22 protein-coding genes are annotated in these 22,744 nt (G+C 54.1%); 7 read left to right on the top strand and 15 right to left on the bottom strand.

What is annotated here, in order from left to right; translation table 11 throughout:
• The first annotated feature begins 37 nt into the window (after positions 1-37).
• Complete coding sequence (locus B212_RS30590; RefSeq protein ID WP_019908754.1) at positions 38-964, top strand: LysR family transcriptional regulator; 927 nt, start codon at positions 38-40, stop codon at positions 962-964.
• Positions 965-1,134: 170 nt separating this feature from the next.
• Here B212_RS30590 and gpmA read toward each other — a convergent pair whose 3' ends face one another.
• The 3 genes from gpmA to B212_RS30585 form a co-directional block, all read right to left on the bottom strand.
• On the bottom strand, positions 1,135-1,884 hold the full coding sequence (gpmA, locus tag B212_RS0102530) for a 2,3-diphosphoglycerate-dependent phosphoglycerate mutase (protein ID WP_019908752.1): 750 nt from the start codon (positions 1,882-1,884) through the stop codon (positions 1,135-1,137).
• A 67-nt stretch (positions 1,885-1,951) separates the two neighbouring features.
• Positions 1,952-2,737, bottom strand: a complete 786-nt coding sequence (locus B212_RS0102525) for a helix-turn-helix domain-containing protein (RefSeq protein ID WP_019908751.1) — start codon at positions 2,735-2,737, stop codon at positions 1,952-1,954.
• A 524-nt stretch (positions 2,738-3,261) separates the two neighbouring features.
• Complete coding sequence (locus B212_RS30585) at positions 3,262-4,881, bottom strand: aminotransferase-like domain-containing protein (RefSeq protein ID WP_019908750.1); 1,620 nt, start codon at positions 4,879-4,881, stop codon at positions 3,262-3,264.
• Between the two features lie 146 nt (positions 4,882-5,027).
• Between B212_RS30585 and B212_RS0102515 the strand changes: the two genes are divergently transcribed.
• The 4 genes from B212_RS0102515 to B212_RS35190 all read left to right on the top strand — a co-directional run bounded on the left by B212_RS0102515 (position 5,028) and on the right by B212_RS35190 (position 7,926).
• Entirely contained in the window at positions 5,028-5,645 is a 618-nt protein-coding gene (locus tag B212_RS0102515; protein WP_019908747.1) for a pyridoxamine 5'-phosphate oxidase family protein, read from the top strand.
• 81 nt (positions 5,646-5,726) lie between these two features.
• Positions 5,727-6,251, top strand: coding sequence for a hypothetical protein (locus tag B212_RS0102510; RefSeq protein WP_019908746.1), 525 nt, complete (start codon positions 5,727-5,729; stop codon positions 6,249-6,251).
• Positions 6,252-6,359: 108 nt separating this feature from the next.
• Complete coding sequence (locus B212_RS0102505) at positions 6,360-7,661, top strand: aminotransferase class I/II-fold pyridoxal phosphate-dependent enzyme (RefSeq protein WP_019908745.1); 1,302 nt, start codon at positions 6,360-6,362, stop codon at positions 7,659-7,661.
• Positions 7,662-7,815: 154 nt separating this feature from the next.
• Positions 7,816-7,926: a hypothetical protein gene (locus tag B212_RS35190; RefSeq protein WP_019908744.1), complete on the top strand. Its 111-nt coding sequence runs from the start codon at positions 7,816-7,818 to the stop codon at positions 7,924-7,926.
• Between the two features lie 199 nt (positions 7,927-8,125).
• On the opposite strand, the gene B212_RS0102495 is transcribed toward B212_RS35190, so the two are convergent.
• From B212_RS0102495 to B212_RS0102475, 5 genes are all read right to left on the bottom strand, one after another.
• On the bottom strand, positions 8,126-9,343 hold the full coding sequence (locus tag B212_RS0102495; RefSeq protein ID WP_019908743.1) for an ABC transporter permease: 1,218 nt from the start codon (positions 9,341-9,343) through the stop codon (positions 8,126-8,128).
• A 1-nt stretch (position 9,344) separates the two neighbouring features.
• The gene (locus tag B212_RS0102490) at positions 9,345-10,091 is read right to left on the bottom strand and encodes an ABC transporter ATP-binding protein (protein WP_019908742.1); all 747 of its coding nucleotides are present in this window, start codon (positions 10,089-10,091) and stop codon (positions 9,345-9,347) included.
• On the bottom strand, positions 10,088-11,557 hold the full coding sequence (locus B212_RS0102485) for a DEAD/DEAH box helicase (RefSeq protein ID WP_019908740.1): 1,470 nt from the start codon (positions 11,555-11,557) through the stop codon (positions 10,088-10,090). The genes B212_RS0102490 and B212_RS0102485 overlap by 4 nt, the downstream gene beginning before the upstream one ends.
• 98 nt (positions 11,558-11,655) lie before the next feature.
• Positions 11,656-12,432, bottom strand: a complete 777-nt coding sequence (locus tag B212_RS0102480) for an SDR family NAD(P)-dependent oxidoreductase (protein WP_019908739.1) — start codon at positions 12,430-12,432, stop codon at positions 11,656-11,658.
• 28 nt (positions 12,433-12,460) lie between these two features.
• On the bottom strand, positions 12,461-12,916 hold the full coding sequence (locus B212_RS0102475; RefSeq protein ID WP_019908737.1) for a chemotaxis protein CheX: 456 nt from the start codon (positions 12,914-12,916) through the stop codon (positions 12,461-12,463).
• 414 nt (positions 12,917-13,330) lie between these two features.
• On the opposite strand from B212_RS0102475, the gene B212_RS0102470 reads away from it, so the two are divergent.
• Positions 13,331-14,233 carry a LysR family transcriptional regulator gene (locus B212_RS0102470; protein ID WP_019908736.1) on the top strand — a complete coding sequence of 301 codons (903 nt, stop codon included), beginning with the start codon at positions 13,331-13,333 and terminating at the stop codon, positions 14,231-14,233.
• Positions 14,234-14,297: 64 nt separating this feature from the next.
• Positions 14,298-15,107: a histidinol-phosphatase gene (locus tag B212_RS0102465; RefSeq protein ID WP_019908735.1), complete on the top strand. Its 810-nt coding sequence runs from the start codon at positions 14,298-14,300 to the stop codon at positions 15,105-15,107.
• Between the two features lie 98 nt (positions 15,108-15,205).
• Here the strand turns inward: B212_RS0102465 and B212_RS0102460 are convergent, their stop codons facing one another.
• The 7 genes from B212_RS0102460 to B212_RS0102430 form a co-directional block, all read right to left on the bottom strand.
• Entirely contained in the window at positions 15,206-15,943 is a 738-nt protein-coding gene (locus B212_RS0102460) for an NADPH-dependent oxidoreductase (RefSeq protein ID WP_232231526.1), read from the bottom strand.
• A 273-nt stretch (positions 15,944-16,216) separates the two neighbouring features.
• On the bottom strand, positions 16,217-16,759 hold the full coding sequence (locus B212_RS32930) for a GNAT family N-acetyltransferase (protein WP_019908732.1): 543 nt from the start codon (positions 16,757-16,759) through the stop codon (positions 16,217-16,219).
• Positions 16,760-16,844: 85 nt separating this feature from the next.
• Entirely contained in the window at positions 16,845-17,780 is a 936-nt protein-coding gene (locus B212_RS0102450; protein WP_019908731.1) for a metallophosphoesterase, read from the bottom strand.
• 192 nt (positions 17,781-17,972) lie between these two features.
• The gene (locus B212_RS0102445; protein ID WP_019908729.1) at positions 17,973-18,764 is read right to left on the bottom strand and encodes a DUF3891 family protein; all 792 of its coding nucleotides are present in this window, start codon (positions 18,762-18,764) and stop codon (positions 17,973-17,975) included.
• A 192-nt stretch (positions 18,765-18,956) separates the two neighbouring features.
• Positions 18,957-19,721: a succinate dehydrogenase iron-sulfur subunit gene (gene sdhB / locus B212_RS0102440; RefSeq protein WP_019908727.1), complete on the bottom strand. Its 765-nt coding sequence runs from the start codon at positions 19,719-19,721 to the stop codon at positions 18,957-18,959.
• A gap of 466 nt (positions 19,722-20,187) precedes the next feature.
• The gene (sdhA, locus tag B212_RS0102435) at positions 20,188-21,930 is read right to left on the bottom strand and encodes a succinate dehydrogenase flavoprotein subunit (protein WP_019908726.1); all 1,743 of its coding nucleotides are present in this window, start codon (positions 21,928-21,930) and stop codon (positions 20,188-20,190) included.
• Positions 21,931-21,994: 64 nt separating this feature from the next.
• Positions 21,995-22,660, bottom strand: coding sequence for a succinate dehydrogenase cytochrome b558 subunit (locus B212_RS0102430; protein WP_019908723.1), 666 nt, complete (start codon positions 22,658-22,660; stop codon positions 21,995-21,997).
• Between the last annotated feature and the right edge of the window lie 84 nt (positions 22,661-22,744).

Here is a 22,744-nt window from a genome sequence, read left to right as displayed (position 1 = left end):
TAAAATAAGCCTACTATCTAAAGTCAGGATGACAACTATGAACATTTTACAACTGCATTATTTCTTAACCATTCGAAAGTATTTGAGCTTTTCTAACGCGGCAGATGAGTTGTCGATTACCCAGTCCGCGTTGTCCAAACAGATTAAATCGCTGGAAGGTGAACTGAACACCCTTCTGTTCAACCGGAAAACGAGGACAATCAGTCTTACGGCTGCCGGAGAAGAATTCTCCGTATATGCGGACAAGCTAATTGCAAATTACACTGAAATGATGGCCAATATGAAGAAACACGAGCAGTTGGAAAAGGGACATTTATCAATTGCCACCATACCTGTCATGTCCCAATATGGGGTGACCTCCAAATTTGCCAGTTTTGCATGTAAATACCCGAAAATTAAATTAAATCTGGTAGAGAAGGAAAATGACATCATTATCTCTATGCTCCGCAATGGTGAGGTAGATGTGGCCTTCTTGCGTACCAATTATATTCCCGACGGGTTCGCCGATGTCTATCCTCTTGCAAACGATTTCCTGGTGCTTGTTGTTTCTAACGTTCATCCTCTGGCCAATCTGGAAGCTGTCGATCTGGCGCAAACCCAATACGAGAAATTCATTCTTCTTAACTCTACTTCCGGCATTTTCACCACCTGTATAGAGGAATGCCGCAAGTCTGGCTTTACGCCTGATGTCCTTTTCACTAACAGCCGGGTTGAGACGATTTTGGGACTCGTTGCCGAGGGCCTTGGTGTAACTCTGCTGATGAATCAGGTCGCACGCCACTTTGATTACCCGCAGCTTAGTATCGTACCGCTGCTTCATCCGGTCACAAGTTGTCTTGCTGTTGTCAAACCAAAAAATAAACCAAATACAGAAAGTATCAAAACCTTTATCCAGTACATGTTAAATCCATTTGTGATCTATTTCACGTTATCCTTTATGTTTCTTGACTACCTACAGCGCTGAGGTATACCTTTATTCTAGCCATAGAGCAACTCCCCATACAATTCCAATATCGAAAGCATGTATTCCGGATCAGCAACTGTAAGGTGAACGCCGAAATGCTCAAGCACCTTGATGTTTTCTGGAATAACCATCCAGACATTATTACACCTACGGTTACTATATCAGGCATACTACTCCGTCACCTTGCTCTGATTCGCCACCTCACGGGCTTTGGCCTGAACCTCTTCCGGCTCTCCGAGATAGAAGCGGTTAATCGGCTTGACATCATCGTCCAGCTTGTAGACTAGAGGAACCCCAGTCGGGATGTTTAGATCCAGCAGCGTCGGCTCATCGAGATCCTCCATGAATTTGATCAGCGCCCGCAGCGTATTGCCATGCGCCGAGATCAGCACCCGCTCCTTCTTGCGGATCAGCGGCACAATGCGGTTGCCCCAGAAATCACCGACACGGTGCACCGTATCCTCAAGGCTCTCGCCGCGCGGAATTTCGCCGGAGCGGACCTCCTTGTAGCGGATATCGTTCCGTGCATAACGGGGATCATCCGGCTCCAGCAAAGGCGGACGGACAGACAGGCTGCGCCGCCAGATGTGGAGCTGCTCTTCGCCGTATTTTACCGCAGTTTCACTCTTGCTCAGCCCCTGCAGCGCACCGTAATGCCGCTCGTTCAGCTTCCACGATTTCTGTACAGGAATCCATAGCAGGTCCATCTCATCCAGCACATAGTTCAGCGTCTTGATCGAACGCTTCAGCACGGAGGCAAAGGCAAGATCGAACGTATAGCCCGCCTCCTTCAGCAGCTTGCCCGCCGCTTTGGCCTCCTCCACACCTTTTTCCGTCAAATCGGGGTCGCTCCAGCCGGTGAACAGATTCTGGCGGTTATACTCGCTTTCTCCATGACGTATCAATACGATTTCGTACATAATTTCTCCTCCTACCTATAGTTGGATCGTGACTGCCGCTTGCGGCTTATATGATTTCTATCTGAAATCAGCGAATTTCCGACGGGCTTTTTCCAGTGTGCTGCTTGAATTGGCGGCTGAAAAAGAAAATATCGCGGTACCCCAGCGCATCCGCCACCTCAGTTACATTCATTCCGGCATACAGCAGCAAATGCTGGGCCCGCTCGATTCGGGCGCGGATGACGTAGGACTGGACGGAAGAGCCGGTAATCTCCTTGAACTTGATTGAAAAATACCGCGGTGACAGCCCCGCCCGGGCCGCCAAATCCTCTACCCGGTGTGAGGCCCCCGGATGCTGGCTTACATAATTGGCTACCTCGTGGATAACCTCTGCCAACTGGTTGCTGATATGCCGCTCCACAGGCATCACCTGATCCTCCCGCAGCAGATGGATCATCAGTTGCTTCAGAATAAGCTGCCCTTCCACCTCGGCGGCGAAGGTCTTCACCAGGAACAGGCGGACATATCTGGCAAGCAGATGCTCAAATTCCACCGTTTCCGTCAGCTCGCGATAAGAGTCTGGAACCTCCCGCACCTCTTCGGTAATATCAAAATGAATATATGTAAGCACAAGCGGTTTTTGCGGATTATGAGAAGCGCTTGTATGATCGCCCGGCCGGAACAGAAAGCAGCTTCCTTTACCCACCTGAAACGGCACACCATTCTGCACAACCGTGCCTTCTCCGCTCCAGACATAAAATAAATCGTAATTTTGCAGCGGCTTCTCTCTTTTTTGCCACTTCCAGCCCGGTTCGCAGACGATTTTCGCCAAGGCCGGCAGGATGACAAAAGAGGTCGGCGATGCATGCAGCATAATGTTCCCTCCTCAAAGTTTTGTTAGCGTTACTGCAATGAATTATCTTCGTACAAAACTCGCTTCGAAAGCATACGCCTAAGTTTTGCGGAAATTTGGCTTCTTCGATATTACTTTGCAGCAAAACTCGCTTCGGAAGCATCCGCTTAAGTTTTGTTAGCAGACGCTTCCATGAACTTGCTTCGTACAAAACTCGTTTCAGAAGCATATTCTTAAGTTTTGCGGAAACTTGACTTCTCCGGGTCCGCTTAGCAGCAGTACTCTCTGCGTATCTATTCGCAGACCATCCTCCCGCAAGCTTCTGCTGCACTTTCTGCAATAGAATAGCGGGATGAGCGTAGAATTTTCAATTCTGTTGTACTTTGTGCAATCCCGAAGCTCAAATCCGCCGATTTTCTGCAGACAAGCACAAATCTGTTGCACAGAGCGCAGCAGAATTCATTTTCAGAGCACAATCAGGCAATTTGGCTGTAGCAAATACAACAGAATTCAGTTTCAGCATTCATTCAGCGTACATTCCCAAGTCATCCCTTATTTCTCATAATACCTTGTCCCGCTCCATTTTGCACATCGTCCCAGGCCAGAAGCAGGCGGTTAACCCCTTCCTCCAGCCCGGCAGCCTCCAAATGGGAAAAGGAAAAGCAGGCCGCCGGCTCGCCCGGCGTGGCCCTGTACAGCGCCGCGTCCCGGAAGTCCGTGCCGCGCCGGACCGCCGCCGCACGGAAGGCGGCGAATTCCGCTGCGCTGCGCAGCCAGCGCGCGTAGATATGCAAGCCCGCATCCCCGGGCAGCGGCTCAAACAGCATCCCCAGCCGCTCCGCGATCAGCGAGCGGAACAGGCGGGCACGCTCGCCGTAGAGTCGTGTCATCCGCCGCAGATGGCGGCTGTAGGCGCCGGTCTGCATGAAGCGGGCCAACGCCCGCTGCTCCAGCCGCCCTCCCGGAAGCGGCTCATACAGCGCCTTGGCAGCGGTCACCGGCTGAACCAGCGAGGGAGGAAGCAGCGCATAGCCCAGCCGCAGCCCGGAGAACATGCTGTTCGTGAAGGAGCCGACATACACGACCCGCTCCTCACGGTCGAGCGCTTTCAGCGGTTCTATGGGCCGGCCGCCCCAGCGGAACTCGCTGTCGTAATCATCCTCCACAATTACCGCCGCCTGCCGCCGCGCCCATTCCAGCAGATGCCGCCTCCGGTCAAGCGGCAGCACCGCACCGGTTGGGAATTGACGGCTTGGCGTAACAAACAGCAGCTTGGCTGCCCACTCCTGCGGCACAAGTCCGCTTCCATCCACCTTTCCAGGCAGCGGCCTCCCGCCGCAAATCTCCACCGCCTTACGGACACCGTGAAATCCGGGGTCCTCCACAACGGCGGGGCTGCCGGGCGCAAGCAGAAGCTGCGTCAGAATGACAATGCCCTGCATAGAGCCGCTGAACAGCACGAGATGCTCCGCCTCCGCCCGGATTCCACGCGTCACCCGCAGATGAGAAGCAATAGCCCGGCGCAGGTTTTCCTCACCTTGGGGCGGGCAATAGCCTTCCAGCCGTCCGCCGTTTTTGCCTCCGGCATAATTCAGCGCACTCCGCCATTCAGCGTAAGGGAAATGCTTGATCGGCATCCCCTGGCTGCAGAAGCTGACAATCTCCTCCCCCCTCTGCTCGTAGATAGATCCGTGATGCTGCATGAGCCGCTCTCCCCAACTGGAGAGCGGAATCGCTGCCGGTGCTGCTGGCCGGCTGCCTGCCGCATTCCCCGCCACAGCCCCGTTCCTTCCATGAGCAGGGGCAACTTGTCCTCCGTGCGGCACAGGGACAGCAGCTACGGCCTGCATATCAGCGGCTGCGCTTGCATCAGCAGCATCACCTTCAGCCCTCCCCGCAGGAAGGGCGGCGAAGCCGCCATCCGCGACAAAAGTGCCCCGGCCCGTCTCTGCCTTGATATAGCCGTCGGCCAGCAGCATATCATAGACCTGCGCCGCCGAGCCGCGCGACAACTGGTACAGCTCCGCCAGCTTCCGGGTTGACGGCAGCCTGGTCCCTCCCGGCAGCGTGCCGTCGAGAATCGCCGCGCGGAGCGCGTGGTACAGGGCCAAATACTTATAGCGATGAATAGCCAAATATTGGTCATAAGGCAGTGTGAAATTCATTTTCCCATCCTCCATGCTCCAAAGTGGACTATTAAAATTAATGTAAATCGGTCCTTTTTTATTGTCAATTCTTGCTCTATGCTAATTAAACCGCTTGACCCTGGAGCATGACGCTCCGCCACTAATTCAGAAGAGGAAGTGCAACAATGCGCAGAACAGAATTCCAAGTAGAGCAGGAAGAAGAACTCACCGAATTTCTGAACGGGATGAGCTTTGGTTTTCTCGGCACCAGCGACGGAGAGGGACAGCCGAGAGTTACACCGGTGAATTTTGTGTATAGTGAAGGCAACTTCTACTTCCACGGCAGCCATGCCGGAGGCAAAATGACGAGCATCCTCCAGAATCCGCAGGTCTGCTTCACCGTTGCCGACGAATATGCGCTGATTCCCTCATATTTCAGTGATCCCGAGCTTGCTTGCCCCGCCACCGCTTTTTTTAAAAGCGTAACCGCCTATGGACAGGCCGAGCCGGTAGAGGACGTTGCCGAGAAGGCAGCCGTACTTACACTTTTTATGCAAAAGCTCCAGCCGGAAGGCGGTTATGCGCCTATTGATGCCGAAGACCCCAGATACCGTTCACGGCTCAAAGGTGTCGCAGTTGTGCGCATCGTTCCCCGGGAGCTGACGGCCAAATTCAAATTCGGCCAAAATCTGAAGGAAGAGGCACGGGCCTCAGTGACTGGGGGCCTTACAGACAGAAACGGGCCGCGCGACGCCGAAACCATAGCGATGATGGAAAAATACTGCCCATACCACAACAACTAACAATTGAAGCTGAATAGGACACAATTCTCATAGCAGTGCTACAATATAGCCTATAAAAGCTATAGATCGGCGGGATGTGCGTTGGAATATTTATACCACTACTATGATGAATCCACCGGGCCTTTTCAAAATTTATCCGATCTAGCACCAGAGGAAGCGGAGGGTGTTCTTGAGGGAATACGCCAGATTGGCAAGGGATTTGCCAGCAAGCGTTCAGCGGATTATCTTGGCATTCGCCGCGGACTGGAGCAGAAAGCCCGGAATGCTTTTATCTCCAAAGGAGGCCGTCCGGTTCGCCAGCACCCCCATTATATGACCCTCGGAAGCTGTCCGTGGCTGCTGGAATGGTATCCCCGCGGCGCTGAACTGCGGATTCCGGCTGCAAGCTTTTCCCCGGAATGCATCAGCTTTACGTATGGCGATTTATTCCCGGCCATGAGGGTTATGGACGGCAAGCCTTACCGGGGGCAGGTGTATACGCTGGAGGAGATTCGGGAGGTCATTTCGCAATTCGGCTGGCCGCAGGAATGGAACCCGAAGGGCGATCAAGGCCCGGAGCGCTACATTGAAGTGCAGGTCTGGGAGAACCCTCCGCTAATAATCTAAAAGTATTTTAAAAATACGTCTTTCGCCAGTGACGGCTGGGAATCACGGTGATATAATGTTAGGCAATGTTAACGTATATCCCAGATGAATACCGGAAGGATGAAACTGATGAATCCACTGGCTGGACAATTGAATGACAGCATCAAATCAGGCAATGAACATGTGTACGAGATGCTCTCCGATCTTGGCAAGGCGATCTATTTTCCCAAAGAGGGTATTCTGAGCCAATCCGCTGAAGCAACCGCTCACGCCAAAAAATATAATGCAACCATCGGGATTGCCACTGAAAAAGGCATGCCTATGCACCTTGGTGTTATTCAGGATAAGCTCTCCGCCTACAGTCCCAAGGATTTGTACGGCTATGCTCCGCCAGCGGGCAAACCGGAGCTGCGCACCGTATGGCGGGAAAAGATGCTGCGCGAGAATCCGTCGCTTGAAGGCAAGTCCTTCGGCAACCCTATCGCTACCAACGCCTTGACCCATGGAATCAGCATCGTTGCCGACCTGTTCGCAAACCCAGGGGACACCATCATCTATCCGGACAAAAACTGGGAGAACTACGAGCTGACCTTCGGCATCCGCCGTCTTAGCAGCATCGTTAACTTTCCGCTGTTTACTGAAGACATGCGCTTTAACAGCGAAGGGCTGCTGACCGCTCTGCTGGCCCAGAAGGACCGCGGCAAAGCGATTGTACTGCTCAACTTCCCGAACAACCCTACAGGCTACACGCCGGGTCTTGAGGAAGGTGAAGCCATCGTAGCCGCTATTCTGCGCGCCGCCGAGGAAGGCATCAATGTCGTGGTGGTCAGCGACGATGCGTATTTTGGGCTCTTTTTCGAGGAATCGCTTAAGGAATCACTGTTCGGCCGTCTGGCCAATCTGCATCCGCGCGTACTCGCCGTGAAGGTGGACGGAGCGACCAAAGAGGAGTTCGTCTGGGGCTTCCGTGTCGGCTTCATCACCTACGCTTCCGAGAGCAGGGAGCTGCTGGCCGCTCTGGAGCAAAAGACAATGGGCATTATCCGGGCCACGATCTCCAGCGGGTCGCATCCGTCGCAGACCTTTGTGCTGGACGCGCTCAAGTCGCCGGAATTCCCCGCCCAGAAGGAAGAGAAGTTCCAGATCATGAAGGGCCGTGCCAACAAAGTGAAGGCACTGCTGGACAGTGGTAAATACGGCAATGACGTATGGACCTATTACCCGTTCAACTCCGGTTACTTCATGTGCCTGAAGCTGCATACCGTTTCTGCTGAAGACCTGCGGGTTCATCTGATCCATAACTATGGCCTGGGCACCATTTCCCTGGGCGAGACCGATCTGCGCATTGCTTTCTCATGTATTGAGGAAGAGCAGCTTGAGGATCTGTTCGACCTGGTCTACGCGGGTATCCGTGATTTGGAAAAAGCCTGATTTTATCGGCCTATCAATAGATGAGTCAACCCCGGCCCAGCCGGGGTTGTTTTTTTGCCGCCTATTATGGCATTGGCCTATACAAGTTCTTCCCGCCGCACATACAATACGGTGTACTCAAGTACAATAATTCAGACGCGAAAGGGGAATGAACATGAGCGAAGAAGTTAGAGGCGGATATGGACACCAAATGTTTACAAGCACAGGTGCAATTCTGGTTCTCTTTATCCTGCTGGTTATCATCAGCCGTTCACTCTTTGTCTAACCGGGAATGATCATCCCGGGAGGGGGCCCCGGCTCTCTCCCACCTTACCCGCGTTTTTTATCATTCCCTGCTCTAAGCTGAAGCTATGACACGACCATATATGCAGCCACGTATGCCTTAGCAGACCAAACAAAGCTGATTCCAAGCGGTAAAAAAAACGCCTTGACAGGAGCGCTTGCTCCATCAAGGCGTTTATTGGTTAGATATCCTCTTCCTTACGCGCTTCCTTGCGGATGGAAGAGCGCCGGAACAGATAGGCCATAAGGCCTCCGGCCAGGAAGGTTCCGATTACAGGCAAAGTCCGGTCAGGGACCGTCGCCAGAAAAGGCAGACCGGTCAGCACAGCCAGCAGAAGCTGGGTGCGGAAGATGAACTGGATGGTGCTGCTTCCCTTGCTGCCCTCCGGCAGCGGGTAGACGGTCAGCCAGAAGGACTCGCTGTGCAGCCTCCGCAGCGCAGACAACTGCACGCCCATAATCAGAAGGAAGAACAGATAAATGCCGCTGCCGATGTAGCTGCCCCGGTTCCACCAGACCAGGAGCAGCGCCAGAATCGCTATCCTGCTAACAATACCGAAGATATCTCCCCGGGCGAAGCTTTTGGTCAGCAGATAGCGGTAAGCGGTATTCCGCCGCCAGGCGAGGCCGCTGCCCCACTTGGACAGGTAGCGCCGTACATAGACACGCTGTTCCCGGCCCGGCACATCCACGAACCAGCCGAGAATCATCAGCGCTATCGCCCCCTGATTCTTCTCGATGGCTATAAGCCTCTCCCAGGGAACAGAATGGCGTCCGGGAACAGTCAGGGCTGCCAGATAGGCCGCCGCCACAATCACCATGAAGAGGAGTGCCCGGAGAGAAGGCTGCCACAGCCATGCGGCAATCATCAAGCCGGCCACTGACCAGCGCAGCAGAGCATAGCTGAACGCAGCCGGACGCGACAGCATGGCAATCTCCCGCCACAGGCCGTAGCTTGCCAGCAGCTTCACCAGAATCAGCACGATGAGTGTTGCAAACAGCATTTTATGAGAATTATCCGTCCGTATGTACAGAGGCCAGAGCGTTACCAATACGAAAGCCAGACGGGCAATCTTCCACACATTCCCGGACACCCAGGCCGGGGCAAAATATTCCTTCATCCGGTGGCCCTGCGGCAGCAGAAAGATCGTGTCCGGGCTCTGCAGGTACGTCCGGAAGCTGCTGTGTACCGCTGCCGGAAGCAGCACTGCAAGCATAATCCAGCGAATCGGAACGCCTTCCGGGATATTACGGAGCAGCGAAGTATACCAGGCTGAGAAGAGAATCAGCACCAGCAACAGCAGCATAGCTACACCACTCTGAATGATATACCCTACATATGGAATCATGCTTCGTGCGAACCGGCTGCGCCGCTGCCGGCGCAGCTCCTTCAAATCCATATCATTTCCCTCCCTGAACCAGCTCGTAGAACAACTGCTCCAAATTCAGGCCCTGCAGTCCGGCGGCTGCGGTCATTTCAGCAAGCGTGCCTTCCGCAATGACCTTGCCGCGATGCAGCACGATGAACCGGTCGCAATAATTCTCAATAGTCGAGAGAATGTGGGAGCTTAACAGAATCGAAGCCCCGGACTTCTTCAAATTCAGCATAAAATCGAGCAAAGAGCGAATCCCCAGCGGATCAAGCCCCAAAAAAGGCTCGTCGATAACATACAGCGCCGGTCGCGCTACAAAGGCGCACATGATCATGACCTTCTGCTTCATGCCCTTGGATAAATGCGAGGACAACGTATCCATCTTGTCTTCCATATTAAAAAGTGCGGCCAGCTCGCGGCTGCGGGATTCATAATCACCGCGCTCCACACCGTAAGCTCTGGCGGTAAATTCCACATGCTCGCGAACCGTCATTTCCTCGTAAAGCAGCGGGGATTCCGGCACAAATGACAATGCGCTGTGGTATGCTTCCGGGTCGCTGCTCCGCGTCTTGCCCTGAACGGCAATCTCGCCTTTATGCGGCGACATCAGGCCCAGAATATGCTTCATTGTCGTGCTTTTGCCTGCTCCGTTCAGTCCGATCAGCCCAACCATTTCTCCGGGCTTCACCTGAAGGCCGATGTCATGAAGCACCGGCTTGTTCAGGCTGTAACCTCCGCTTAAGCCCGTAATTTCCAATACGGGGGCAGTATTCATTGACCGTCACCTCTCGTGGTTTTGTCTTTCAACCATCTTGGCGCTCCCTTGTTCTTGCGGTTCTTCTCGCGCTCCGCACTGCTGCGCCCCTTGCCTGCGGGAGCCGCTCCGCCGCGTGTCCCTGCGGCGGAACCCGGACTGCGGCGCTGCTGCTGCCCGCGCCGCTCTTCTGCAGCCGCTCCCTGCGGGTGCGGCGCAGTAGTACCGGCGGCGCCTGAGCCAGCCGCCGCCGAAGTGCGCACCTGCGGCTTGCCGCTGCGTGGCGCAGAGCCGCCCGCGTGCGGGCCGCTGCTGTCCCGGCGGCCCGCACCGGAGCTGCTTCGGGCTTCACCCTCAGCCAGCACCTTGCCGCCCACCATTTCCCGTTCCGTGAGCTGGATATCCAGCTCCTTGGCAAATTTGCGCATGATGAACGTCTGCTGCTCCGTGACGATGGTCACGGACAGGCCGCGCCGTCCCATGCGGCCCGTGCGTCCGGCCCGGTGCACGTAATGCTCGGAATCGAACGCGGGATCGTAGCTTACGACCAGCGTCAGATTCTCAATGTCGAGACCCCGGGCCGCCACATCGCTGGCTACCAGCACACGGAACTTGCCGTCGCGGAAGCGGGCAAGCACATTGCTGCGCGTGACCTTGTCAGCGTCGCCGTACAGTGCCGCTGCCGTAAGCCCCAGGTAGTTCAGCTTGGCCGTCACTTCGGCGATATCCTCAGTCGCATTAACAAATACGATGGCCCGCTCAGGGTTGTAATGGCGGATGACCCGGCGGAGCATATCCACCTTGTTCCGCTCCTCCGCCACCACATAATAGTGCTCCAAGGTCTGGGCCGTCATTACACCCGGCTCGATGCCGACTTCAGCGGGATTCTTCATCTCCCGTGCCGCAAGCGCCTTCGTCTCCGGCCCGATGGTCGCTGACAGCATGACCAACTGCCGTGTGCGCAGGGCGCTGCTGACGACCTTGGCTACCTCCCCTGCGCCGCTGAGCTGGAACATCTGGTCAGCCTCGTCAATGACAATCGTGCTGACCTCATGCATCTTCAGCTTACGCAGCCCGATTAGCTCCCGGATGCGTCCGGGAGTTCCGACAACAAGCTGCGGATGCTCGCGCAGCTTGTCAATCTGGCGCTTAATCGCCGCGCCGCCGATAAGTCCCATCACCTTGATGCCGCGGTGGGCACCGTAACGCTCTGCCTCGCGGAGAATCTGCATCGCCAGCTCCTGGGTAGGTGCCAGCACCAGCTTCTGCACCACTCTCTGCTCCGGGTTGATTCCTTGAAGCAGCGGCAGCAGGTATGCCAGCGTTTTGCCGGTTCCTGTCTGGGAAGCGGCAATCACGTCTCTTCCCGCAAGCAGCAGCGGAATCGTCTGCTCCTGTACGGGAGAGGGGGCCTGAATGCCGAATTCCGACAATCGGTTAGCGAGGTCCTCCTGAATGCCGATGGCCGCAAAAGAAGCTTTATTCATAGTAGGTATTCATCCTTTTCGTTTAAGATAATAATTTCATTATATGCCAAAAAGGCCTCTCCACCAAATGGGAGGCCGCTTGATCCATTCGAAAAAGTCTATTTCCGGTTCAGCATATTATAGGTAATCCTGTCCGCAAGCCGGGGGAATAGACCATAGAACCGCATGCCGACCGCTGCGAAGCCGGGAAGATCAATTTCCTCCTTACCCTTCTCGATCAGCTTAACGATCTTCATGGACACATGCTCCGGTGTCATCATAATCCGCGCGACGCTTTTTTCATAGCTGCCTGAAGGGTCGGCTGTTTGGAAGAACTCCGTGGCAATCGGTCCCGGATTCACCGCCGAGACGATAATCCCGCTCTTGCGCAGCTCCTGGCGGAGCGCATTCGTGAAGCCCAGAACAGCGTGTTTGGTTGCGGTATAGGCAACGGACCGTGCTGTGCCGATTTTGCCGGCGATGGAAGCCACATTGACAATCTGCCCGCTGCCCCGTTCCAGCATATGCGGAACTACAATCTTCGTGCACCGGACAATTCCCATATAGTTAACATCCATCATATCATCGAATTCCCGGGGCTCCATCTCGGTAAAAGCAGCAAATTTGCCGTATCCGGCATTATTGAGCAGTACATCAATTCTTCCATATACAGCAAGGATTTCTGCAAAGGTCCGCTCGACTTCCGCCTCATTTGTAACATCACAGGTGTACAATCCAAAAACGCCCGGTATACCGGCCGCCGTTTCCTTGAGCTTGCTTTCGGAACGGGCCAGCAGAATGGGGATCGCCCCACGTTTGCTGAGCATCTGCGCCGTAAGTTTACCGATTCCGCTCGAAGCTCCGGTTATTACAATCACTTTGTCCTGTAGTCTCATGGAATAAATATCAGCTCCCGATTATCGACTAAGAGATCATTACCTGTATATCAAGCTCTCCGATTCCATCCATTAAAAGCGGAATACTCAGCGCCTTGCGCGGCAATACCGACATGGTTTCCGTCTTCATCAGCTTCGGCGGGGTGATATCCACGGTTACTCCCTGATTGGAGAGTATGGTGCTCGCGTTGCCGCTGATCATATTGCCCAGCTCCGAAATCGCGCTCTGGCCCATCTCGTCCATCTCCGTAATGGCATAGCCGCCCATCATAGCCGACACAATCTTCAGCGCTACCTGCTCGGCAATTCCAAAAATAATATCTCCGCTCAATTGACCTGTCATCCCCACTTGAATCCATATATGATTATCAATCAGCTCAATATCCTTTACCCCGAGATTACCGGTGGATGGCGAGACTTGTACCACCTGCTCAATTACAATGCGTGCAGACTCTAAGAATGGATTGATTACTTCTGCTTTCATAAAAGTGCTGTCCCTCCTCTACCAGGCTTTAGTCATATACCAAAAGTCCCAAGCAATGATGATTTATTATACTTCATATATCGGTATTATTCACCAAAAATTAATGGTCTCTTCGAAGGAATTCGCAGGAATTCTCAAGATAGTTTTGGCACAACGTTGCCCTGCCGGGTGTTATCTCCTATAATCTAATCAAATGCCAACATCCGGCGTAAGATATATCAAGCAGAAACGGCTCCACCGTGCATAACCAAAGACAATATCGTCCCGGCGGGAAAATAAAGCTGTCAGCCCACAAGGTTCGCCCTACCTCCGATGCCCATTCCAGATACATTGCGGAACCAGAGACACACATACAACCTTGGTGATCAGACATAAATGGCGGCGGCATTCAGCAGGCCAAAAGGGGGTACGTCCATGAACATCAGCCAGCTTGAGACGCTGATTACAATCTCCAAAACCATGAGCTTTCGCAAGGCGGGCGAACTGCTCAATCTAACCCAGCCGGCAGTGTCGGCACAGATCAAAAGCCTTGAGGAAGAGTTCAAAACCCAGCTCGTTGACCGGAACCAGCCAGTCACACTGACGGACAGAGGCAAGGTATTTCTGACGCATGCAGAGCAAATTGTGGGTATCGTCGATGAGCTTAAGCAGCGTCTTGCGGATCTCGATGAGAATCCGCAGGGGCATATTATACTTGGTACGACCACCTCCATTGCAATTCAGATTTTGCCGCGTGTCCTTTCATATTTCCAGAACCAGTTCCCGCATATCAAAACTTCGATTTCCTCGATGTCCTCATCCCAGATTTACCAGCATGTCGAAAACGGTCTGGTCGATGTCGGCATCGGCTACTTAATCGGGCGCAGCCCGGGCATGACGACCTCCGTGCTGTATTATGACACCTTCGAGCTGGTGGTTTCGCCCCGCCATCCCCTCGCGCAGGTCAAAGCCGCAGGAATCGAAGCGCTCGCCACCATCCCGCTCATCCTGCTCTCGCCGGATACCGTCGGCCGCAGATTCGCCGATGAGGTATTCGCCAAGCATGGCATTCACCCGCAGGTGATTATGGAGCTGACCAGCAGTGAGGAGGTCAAGCGGATGGTGGAGCTGGATCTCGGCGCGGCGGTGATCTCCAAGCAGTCGGTGGCCTCCGAAGTGAGAAGCGGTACGCTTCGAATCGTCCCGATTATTGAGCTTGAGGTCACCCATCCGGTAGGCGTCATCACCAAGTCAGGCAAATACGTCAACTCGGCCATGCGGCAGTTTCTGAGCGATCTCAAGGGCATGCCCGAGACCCAATTCATCGGCTCCGAGTAACATGAATGCTTTGGGGATACCCCGGGAGCATTGCGAAAAATTGGCCTAAGGAGATGTTCTACCCATGAAATTTGACCTGCATACCCATCATTTCCGCTGCGGCCATGCTGACGGAACAATCAGGGATTATATTGAAGCCGGCATAACCTCCGGCCTGGATGTGATCGGCATCTCCGATCATACGCCTTACTTCGGGAGTCCGTCCGAGCAGGCATTTCCCCATATTGCCATGGCCAAATCCGAGCTTGCCCGCTACGTCGATGAAGTGCTGTCCCTGCAAAAAGAATACGCCGGTAAAATTGACGTTCTGCTCGGCATTGAATCCGACTACTTCCCCGAGCATGCGGAGCTGTACCGTAAAACATTGTCGGCCTACCCTTTTGACTACATCATCGGCTCAGTGCATAACGTGGGTGGTGCCAGCATCTTCAATAAAAACCGCTGGAGGGGGCTTGGCCCCCAAGAGAAGCTCGCCAGCAAAGTCGAATACTACCGGCTGATCACTGAATCCGCCCGCAGCGGCATGTTCCAGATTCTCGGCCACATTGACGCCATGAAGGGCAATTACCCGCAGTTCTCGGAAATTTCCGCCCCGGCGGAAATTGATGAGTGTCTGCGCGTCATCAGCGACTGCGGCGTAGCCATCGAGATTAACACCTCCGGCAGCACCAAGCTGAGCGGCGGCTGGTATCCTTCAGATGATATTTTGGAGCGGGCGCTGCATTACGGTGTAGAGGTTACCTTCGGCTCCGATGCCCATCTTACTTCACGGGTCGCCGATCAGCACGAGGCCGTAGTAGCCAGGCTTAAGGAAATCGGCTTCACGCAGTGGGTGTACTTCAAGCAAAAAGAGAAAAAAACAGTAAAGCTATAGTATGACATTGCAAAAAACCTCAATCTTCAGTTTAAGGACTGTGGATTGAGGTTTTTGTTTCCTGGGAATATTCCCGTGAAACACTGCGGTGCTTGTTGTTATTTCAGCAGATTATCGCAAGTGAAGCCCTGCTGCTTCAATGTAATCTGCGCATCTCCATATTGCGGGTTAACCGAATAGAAGTGGGCAATCGTGCTGCTCCAATCTCTTTCTGTCAGGCCTTGAGCCTTCAGATATTCGCGAAAGGCCTCATTATATTCTTTAATCAAGCCCTCCACCTCGGGATTGTACCGCTCCTCATGAAGAACCGCCTGCACCGGAAGCCTCGGCTTCTTCGGCAGCTCCTCTGCAGGATATCCGACGCACAGACCCACAACCGGGAAGACATATTCCGGCAATTGCAGAAGCTCGATGACCTTTGCCGTATTGCGGCGCACTCCTCCTATTGGGATAACGCCCAGCCCCAGCGACTCTGCGGCAGCGATGGCATTCGATAAGGCGATTCCCACATCTGTAGCGCCAACCAGCAGCGCATCCACATCCTTCGCCGCCTCGAAGAGCTGATCTTCTAATTCACTTGCGGCTTTGGCCCGGTAAAAATCCATGCAAAATACCAAAAACACAGGTGCGGCAGCCACATGCTTCTGATTTCCGCAGAGGACTGAAAGCTGCTGTCTGCGTTCTTCACTCCGCACGGCAATGATGGACACCTGCTGTCCGTTAACCCATGACGGCGCCGCCTGGGCGGCTTCGATTATCGTCCGCAGCTTCTCCGGCTCAACGATCTGCTCCAGATATTGCCGGTAGGAACGGTGATTGGTTAATGTTCTGACCACTTCATTCAAAGGGTGATGACCTCCTCGCGTCTTGCGGCTATGTATTGTCCTGCATTACAACCATCATATCCCAATCACCAGGGAAACCGCCAGTCTCGCACAGTGCCTGATCTTCTTGCCCGGGAGCACAACACAGTCAGGTACTTGAGATATCCCCGTGGAAACAAAAAAAATGGACCCGAAGCATCGGGTCCCAACAGCAGTTATATTTTCAAAAGGGGGTCATGTACTTAGTTTAACCGGACACTGTTAGAGTTTCATAACGGCATTATTTCATTTGTGTAACAATGTGAATACTTTCATTACACCGCCCGAGCTGCCCGGCATCGGCTGGATGCGCTCCAGGGTCAGCCCGTTCTTCAGCATGACGCGCTCGGACCTAAGATTGTCGCCGCGGCAGCGGCCTTCAACCTTCCTAAGGCCCAGCTCCAGAAGTCCGTAATCCAGCAGCAGTCCCACAGCTTCCGTTGCCAGCCCCCGCCCCCACCATAACGGATTCAGCAAATATCCAAGCACAGCTTTGCCCTCATGGCGGTTCCAGTTCTGCAGCGAGGCAGTCCCGATCAGTTCATGCTGATCTCTAAGATAAATCCCCGTATGCAATGCGCAAGGATCGGAGGCGTACAGCATCCGGGGCACCATTTTATCCAAATAGCCATGCGGTGATCCGGTTCCCTGACGAAGCAGTATATGCGGCTGCACTTCCGGATGAGCGAGCAGCGCTTTCAGCGCCATGGACTCCCCGGGATGCATCGTCCTCAGCTCAACCGCCGCTCCTTGCCGCATCATGCTTAATACCGTATCGTATGTGCGCATACGCTTCTCCTTTTCACTTGCAGCCTGTTATGGGAACTATAACGTTATCGCTAGCTGTTCTGCCAGTGTAGATTATCCCCGTTTGTTATGCCCGGCGCAGGGTGATAATCGTAAGCTCCGGTCTGCATAAGAAGCGGAAAGGCATAAACGTCTCGCCGAATCCTCTGTTGACGTACACCGGCATCGCTTTTTTCTCTGTGTAGTACAAGCCGCTTATGTATTTATCCGAACCGTATGGAGTGTACGCCGCACCTACAAAGGGCAGACGGATTTGTCCGCCGTGGCTGTGTCCCGACAACTGAAGATGGAAGGGATAGGCTTCCGCGATGTCGGCATAATCCGGCTCATGCATCATTAGCAGCGTGAATGTACCCTCAGGGACGCCTTGGAGTGCTGCCTGCGGATCAGGTTTCCCGTGCAGCAGGTCGTCAAGTCCGGCTACCGCAAGGGTTGCGCCGCCCTGCTTGATCAAATAAGACTGATTGCGCAGCACACGGAAGCCGGCGGAGGTAAGCAGGCGGGTAAGCAGCTCCGTGTTCTTGTAATCATGGTTGCCGAGTATCGCATATTTGCCCAGCGGCGCACTCAGCTCCGCTAATATGGTCACGGAATCCTCCAGATCCTCGGCGAAGCTGTCTACAATGTCTCCGGTGAAGCAAATGATGTCCGGCTTGGCCTCCTTAATATGGGCCACCAGCCGCGCCAGATCCTTGGCATCCTTATTGAAGCCGAGATGCACATCGCTGAAGTGGACCAACCGGCTGCCGGCAAATGCAGAGGGCAGGTCCTTCAACGCAAGCTCCATCCGGGTAATATCAAGCCAGTTCGGCTCTCCCTTCCAGGCGTAACCGCTCGTAAGCAGACCTGCACTAAATACGGCAGCGGCTCCCCGGGTCAGGAATTGGCGGCGGGTGAGCTTGCGGCCGCCGCTGTTCGTCGCGGGCGGAACGCTGGGTCCGCCGCCGATCTCTGCCCTAGCTAACGCGGGTTCGGGAGAAGCCCCGGAGGATTTTTTAGTCATAGGGAGATTCTCCTTCCTCGCTTAGTGATATAAGCTGAATATTAGTTGTACTGAATCGGCTTTGGTCATAACTGCGGGGAATGTTTGGACTTCCGGCCGCTGTTGTTCACAGATTTCTTGAGTTGAGACCGCTGGCAAATATAGATTGCTTATTATAACACTTTATTCTTAGATCGCGCTTATGTAGACTGCTTATTCCGGCCGGCTGGACAAGGTGATCCGGCATTCTTCCTCTGGGGTCTCGCGGTATGCGCGGACGATGCCTTTGCGCTTTGCTTCGGCTTTTGGGAACCGGCGTTGCTTGAATGCGATTTCGACATTCCGGGTGAACGGAAAGGGATCGAGCAGCAAGTTAGATTTATCCTGCCATTCCGCCGTAATCACACGCCCGGAGGTGAAGCTGAAATCCCCGCTTCCCGAGAATCCTTGACGAAACCAGGGATGGTCTTCCGATTTTGGGGTTCCCGGCTCACTTAACGCAAGATACAGCGAGAGATCATCGCAGAATTGCAGCAGTCTGGCATCACTATGCAGCTCGCCTTCAGCGAGCGGCTCACTTGCCTCCAATTGGCGAAGTATGCGGGCCCGGCGTTCCTCTTCAGCCTTCAGATAGGCAGTCAGCTCCGCACACGCCTCTCCCGATATCTTGATCAGCCGTTCAAAATGCAAGCTGCACAGCAGCGCACCGTACGGAGTTTTCGCTTCAATCTCGTCCAATCCGCGTTTGTAGAACGTAAGCTTCGGCACCAGCGGAAAATCAATAAAGCTGTACGGCGAATTCGCCGCATCGTTCCAGAAAGGCGTCTCGTCGAGATCAATCCAGCCCCGGTCATGGTTGCTAATCGCCCAGAGCAGCCCCGTCCGGCGTCCTTCCCCCGACCCATGCCCATCCTGCTTAAAATGGTCAGCGAATCGGCCGGCTAACAGCCCGTGCTCATGCTGCTTGACCATTACCAAATCCCCGTCCTGTTCACGACAAATCAATGTCATTCCTCCTTGGCTATCCCCTGTCTGAATATTGCATCGACTATGGAGATTATATCATAACCACCTTTATAGGTTGGAGTTCAGGCGGCCTGCAAGTATAAACGGCTGCGCCAAAAAAAAGAAAGTGTCCCTCAGCCATTCGGCTTTGGAGACACTCCCTTCGGTATGATGAGCGTTTAAGGCGGCCGGCTACACGCCAAGCCAGCGCTTGAACATATGCTTAGTGGTCTGCTTGTTAATCTCGGCGATGGAGGTAGTGAGCGGAATGCCTTTCGGACAGGCGCGCACGCAGTTCTGCGAGTTGCCGCAGCCGTCGATGCCCCCGTCTTCCATCAAGGCCTCCAGCCGCTCATCGGCGTTCATTTCGCCCGTAGGGTGGGCGTTGAACAGACGCACCTGTGAGATCGCCGCCGGACCAATGAAATCGGTCTTCTCGTTGACATTCGGACAGGCCTCCAGGCAAACGCCACAGGTCATGCATTTGGACAGCTCATACGCCCATTGGCGTTTTTTCTCTGCCATCCGTGGCCCCGGACCTAGATCATAGGTGCCGTCAATCGGAATCCACGCTTTGACACGCTTAAGGGCATTGAACATCCGGCTGCGGTCAATCACCAGATCACGCACCACTGGGAACGTCTTCATCGGCTCAATGCGCACCGGCTGCTCCAGATTATCAATCAGCGCCGCACAGGCCTGGCGCGGCTTCCCGTTGATCACCATCGAGCAGGCGCCGCACACTTCCTCCAGACAGTTGGATTCCCAGCAGACCGGAACCGTGCTGTCGCCCTTGGCGTTGACCGGGTTGCGCTGAATTTCCATCAAAGCGCTGATCACATTCATCCCCGGGCGGTACGCAAGCTCGAACTCCTCTGTATAAGGGGCCGTTTCCGGCTCGTCCTGGCGGGTAATGATAAACTTTACGTTTTTGCGGGCTGCAGCAGTTTCCGCCATATCAGTTACCTCCTATAAGTTTTGTGAGCAACGCTTCCTGAATCCCTTCGTACCAAACCCGCTTCGGAAGCATCTGGGTAAATTTGTAGGCATATGCTTCGTGTAATAGCTTCGAACAAAAATCGCTTTAGCAGCATTTAGCCTTCTCAAGCGCGGCTGCCTACGGTGCTTCGTAATAAGCCCAGCTTCAAGCCTTGCCCTGTCTGCTATCGAATTTCGGCAGCTATTATCCTCAGATGGATTCTATTGCATTTCATACAATCAAATCGGGAGAATTTCGCTGGAATTCATATTCTGCTGCATCCAATACAATAGATTTCTGGATTTAGTCCGTTTTTGGGACCTGTCTCGCTATTCTATTGCACAGAATACATTAGACAGCCAAATAGTAGCCGCTCAGGCGAATTCTAATGTACAAAATACAGTCACTCCGCCTACTACCTCATCCACTAGCCCCAATTTGCAATCAATCCTTCGAGTAATCCCGTACCCGTGGAGGAATCAGCGATACATCCACCGCTTCGTAGGAGATTTGCGGGCCTTCCGGTGTCCAGCTCGCCTTGGTAGTTTTCAGGAATTCCTCGTCATTGCGGTGCGGGAATTCCGGCTTATAGTGCGCGCCCCGGCTCTCGTTGCGCAGCAGCGCGCCAAGAGTCATCGCCTCGGACAGCTCCAGCATGTTCCAAAGCTGGCGGGTAAAGGCCACGCCCTGATTGTTCCAGCGCGAGGTATCGTTCATGTTGATGCTGCGGTAACGCTCCTTAAGCTCTTTGATTTTGCCGATGGTGGCTGTAAGCTTGCCGTTGTCGCGCACCACCGTCATATTGGCGGTCATCCACTCGCCCAGCTCCTTATGGATGGCATAGGCGTTCTCCGTACCGGACATAGCCAGCAAAGATTCATATTTATCCGTCTGAGTCTTGTGGAAGCTGTCGAACACGGCGGAGGAAATGTCCTGAACCGATTTCTTCAGCCCTTTAATATATTCAACAGCCTTCGGTCCCGAGACCATGCCGCCGTAGATCGCCGATACCAGCGAGTTCGCGCCGAGCCGGTTCGCGCCGTGATATTGGTATTCACACTCCCCTGCTGCGAACAGCCCGGGAATATTGGTCATTTGGTTATAATCGACCCACATGCCGCCCATAGAGTAATGCACAGCCGGGAAGATTTTCATCGGAATTTTGCGGGGATCATCGCCCATGAACTTCTCATAGATTTCAATGATGCCGCCCAGCTTGACGTCCAGCTCCTTCGGGTCCTTGTGGGACAGATCCAGGTACACCATGTTCTCGCCATTGATGCCCAGCCCCTGATCCACACATACGCTAAAAATCTCCCGGGTAGCAATATCGCGCGGCACCAGGTTTCCGTAAGAAGGATATTTCTCCTCCAGGAAGTACCACGGCTTGCCGTCCTTGTAGGTCCAGATGCGCCCGCCTTCGCCGCGCGCCGATTCCGACATCAGCCGCAGCTTATCGTCGCCGGGAATGGCAGTCGGATGAATCTGAATAAATTCGCCGTTGGCATAATGTACACCCTGCTGGTATACGGCGCTCGCAGCCGTTCCGGTGTTAATGACCGAGTTCGTTGTTTTGCCGAAAATAATCCCCGGACCGCCGCTCGCCAGAATCACTGCATCCGCCGGGAAGGTCTGAATCTCCATCGTCTTGAGATTCTGGGCGCTGATGCCGCGGCATACTCGCTCGTCGTCAAGGATCACCGAGAGGAATTCCCAGTTCTCGCTTTTGGTAACCAGCCCTTCCGACTCCCAGCGGCGCACTTGCTCATCGAGCGCATACAGAAGCTGCTGACCGGTTGTCGCCCCGGCAAAAGCCGTCCGGTGCCGCTTCGTCCCGCCGAACCGGCGGAAATCAAGCAGCCCCTCCGGAGTGCGGTTGAACATCACGCCCATCCGGTCCATCAGATGGATAATCCCCGGCGCAGCTTCGCACATCGCCTTGACCGGAGGCTGGTTGGCGAGGAAGTCGCCCCCGTATACCGTGTCGTCGAAATGCTCCCAGGGCGAGTCGCCCTCGCCTTTGGTGTTGACCGCGCCGTTAATGCCGCCTTGCGCGCAGACCGAATGCGATCTTTTGACAGGAACAAGGGAGAATAAATGCACATGCGCGCCGGATTCCGCCGCCTTAATGGTAGCCATCAGGCCGGCCAGCCCCCCGCCCACGATAATGATATCGGCTGCTGCCATGATTGTTCCCTCCTAGACTTTTTAATATAGATTAACCCGAAATTGGACACGCTTTCTCAAATTATTAGACGAAGTTCCGCAAGGACTGCACAGCCGCAGCCGCAGCCTGGAATTCATTGTCGCGAAAGGTCACCAGCGAGAGCAGGAACATGAAGCTGACAATAACGAACAGGCCCAGACAGAGCACAGAGGACACTCTTTGCGAGCGCGGGCCCACGGTAATGCCCCAACTGATCAGGAACGACCAGAGACCGTTCGAGAAGTGGAAGCAGGCCGCCAGAATACCGATAATATATACTGTCAGCAAAAGCGGCTGCGTCACGATGTTATGCATAACACCGCCCAGCTCTTCGTGCTCCACATTGCCGACCGCCACCTGGAACCGGGTTTCGTACAGATGCCAGATGATGAAGACAAAGGTGATGACTCCGCTGATCCGCTGCAGCGTATAACGCCAGTTTCTTTCCAGATTGAAGCGGTTCAGGTTTGGCTTAGACTGATAGGCGATGTATAGCCCATAGACCCCGTGATACAGCAGCGGTAGCCATATGCCGAACAATTCCAGGAAGAAGACAAGCGGCAGGCTGTTCAGCCACAGCACACTGTCATTGAAGCCGGAAGCGCCACCCTCCACTGCCGAGAAATTCGTCAGCATATGCTCCAGGAAGAAGAACCCGAGCGGGATAACGCCGAGCAAGGAATGAATCTTTCTGGAATAAAATCCTCTCATGCAAAGTGTCCCCTTTCCGATTAAAACAGCGTTTTCATTAATAAGCGTCACCGCCGGGAGTACTGCTGAAACCGAAGAGCGGAA

It is taken from the genome of Paenibacillus sp. HW567 (assembly GCF_000374185.1).
In the GTDB taxonomy this organism is placed as follows: Bacteria; Bacillota; Bacilli; order Paenibacillales; family Paenibacillaceae; genus Paenibacillus_AQ.
This window is presented reverse-complemented; position numbering and strand designations above follow the sequence as displayed.

Bases quoted from the DNA above. Each gene is read 5' to 3' on its own strand.
- B212_RS30585 (WP_019908750.1), bottom strand. From the start codon at position 4,881: ATGAATTTCACACTGCCTTATGACCAATATTTGGCTATTCATCGCTAT.
- B212_RS0102525 (WP_019908751.1), bottom strand. From the start codon at position 2,737: ATGCTGCATGCATCGCCGACCTCTTTTGTCATCCTGCCGGCCTTGGCG.
- B212_RS35190 (WP_019908744.1), top strand. From the start codon at position 7,816: ATGAGCGAAGAAGTTAGAGGCGGATATGGACACCAAATGTTTACAAGC.
- B212_RS0102465 (WP_019908735.1), top strand. From the start codon at position 14,298: ATGAAATTTGACCTGCATACCCATCATTTCCGCTGCGGCCATGCTGAC.
- B212_RS0102515 (WP_019908747.1), top strand. From the start codon at position 5,028: ATGCGCAGAACAGAATTCCAAGTAGAGCAGGAAGAAGAACTCACCGAA.
- B212_RS0102430 (WP_019908723.1), bottom strand. From the start codon at position 22,660: ATGAGAGGATTTTATTCCAGAAAGATTCATTCCTTGCTCGGCGTTATC.
- B212_RS0102480 (WP_019908739.1), bottom strand. From the start codon at position 12,432: ATGAGACTACAGGACAAAGTGATTGTAATAACCGGAGCTTCGAGCGGA.
- B212_RS0102495 (WP_019908743.1), bottom strand. From the start codon at position 9,343: ATGGATTTGAAGGAGCTGCGCCGGCAGCGGCGCAGCCGGTTCGCACGA.
- sdhB (WP_019908727.1), bottom strand. From the start codon at position 19,721: ATGGCGGAAACTGCTGCAGCCCGCAAAAACGTAAAGTTTATCATTACC.
- B212_RS0102490 (WP_019908742.1), bottom strand. From the start codon at position 10,091: ATGAATACTGCCCCCGTATTGGAAATTACGGGCTTAAGCGGAGGTTAC.
- B212_RS0102505 (WP_019908745.1), top strand. From the start codon at position 6,360: ATGAATCCACTGGCTGGACAATTGAATGACAGCATCAAATCAGGCAAT.
- gpmA (WP_019908752.1), bottom strand. From the start codon at position 1,884: ATGTACGAAATCGTATTGATACGTCATGGAGAAAGCGAGTATAACCGC.
- B212_RS30590 (WP_019908754.1), top strand. From the start codon at position 38: ATGAACATTTTACAACTGCATTATTTCTTAACCATTCGAAAGTATTTG.
- B212_RS32930 (WP_019908732.1), bottom strand. From the start codon at position 16,759: ATGCGCACATACGATACGGTATTAAGCATGATGCGGCAAGGAGCGGCG.
- B212_RS0102475 (WP_019908737.1), bottom strand. From the start codon at position 12,916: ATGAAAGCAGAAGTAATCAATCCATTCTTAGAGTCTGCACGCATTGTA.
- sdhA (WP_019908726.1), bottom strand. From the start codon at position 21,930: ATGGCAGCAGCCGATATCATTATCGTGGGCGGGGGGCTGGCCGGCCTG.
- B212_RS0102450 (WP_019908731.1), bottom strand. From the start codon at position 17,780: ATGACTAAAAAATCCTCCGGGGCTTCTCCCGAACCCGCGTTAGCTAGG.
- B212_RS0102485 (WP_019908740.1), bottom strand. From the start codon at position 11,557: ATGAATAAAGCTTCTTTTGCGGCCATCGGCATTCAGGAGGACCTCGCT.
- B212_RS0102470 (WP_019908736.1), top strand. From the start codon at position 13,331: ATGAACATCAGCCAGCTTGAGACGCTGATTACAATCTCCAAAACCATG.